Consider the following 542-nt stretch of genomic DNA (forward strand, 5'->3'; position numbering starts at 1 on the left):
GTCTTTGGTAATGTCGGCGTAGCCGTTGTTATCAAAAGAAGAAGAAAGAGAACGCAGATCTGGAGTGGAACTCCAGATTAACTTGTTTTCACGGTAGAATTGAAAAACGAGATTCTGTTCGTAGGGGTGACCAAATTTGGTGGCTTTGTCTTCGTCGCTCTTTGCCAAAGAATCGATGTTCTTCATCCACTGGTCGAATAGCTCTCTGTGGTTGGCGAGAGTGTCCGTTTCGGTTGAAATGGACAGCGTCAGCAGCATCAGCTTAGCGGATTGCCCAAGCCTAGCGTCATAAACTTCTTCGACTTCGTGTTTGGCTGATTGAAAGCTGAAGTACAAAGAAATAAGCAAAAGCGCGCTGACTAACAAGCCAACCGAGAGCGTCAGTTGGCGTTTAATGGAGTAAGGTTTTTTATTTTTCAAGAATGTACCCCACACCACGAATGTTTTTGATGGCGACGTTGGGGGCTTTTTTACGTAGGTTATGAATGTGAACTTCTATCGCGTTGTCGCTTGAACCTTCATCCCAGCCATGTAGTGATTGT

General features: G+C 45.0%; 1 protein-coding gene and 1 pseudogene. Both read right to left on the reverse strand.

The window, feature by feature from the left end; translation table 11 throughout:
* Positions 1-420: pseudogene (locus tag R7Q09_RS27815) on the reverse strand (two-component sensor histidine kinase); the annotation flags it as partial.
* The coding region (locus R7Q09_RS27820; RefSeq protein ID WP_029858467.1) for a winged helix-turn-helix domain-containing protein at positions 410-542 on the reverse strand (133 nt) is incomplete at its 5' end. The gene R7Q09_RS27820 and the pseudogene R7Q09_RS27815, both read right to left, overlap by 11 nt.

The sequence above is a fragment of the Vibrio sp. 2130-1 genome (genome assembly GCF_033339515.1).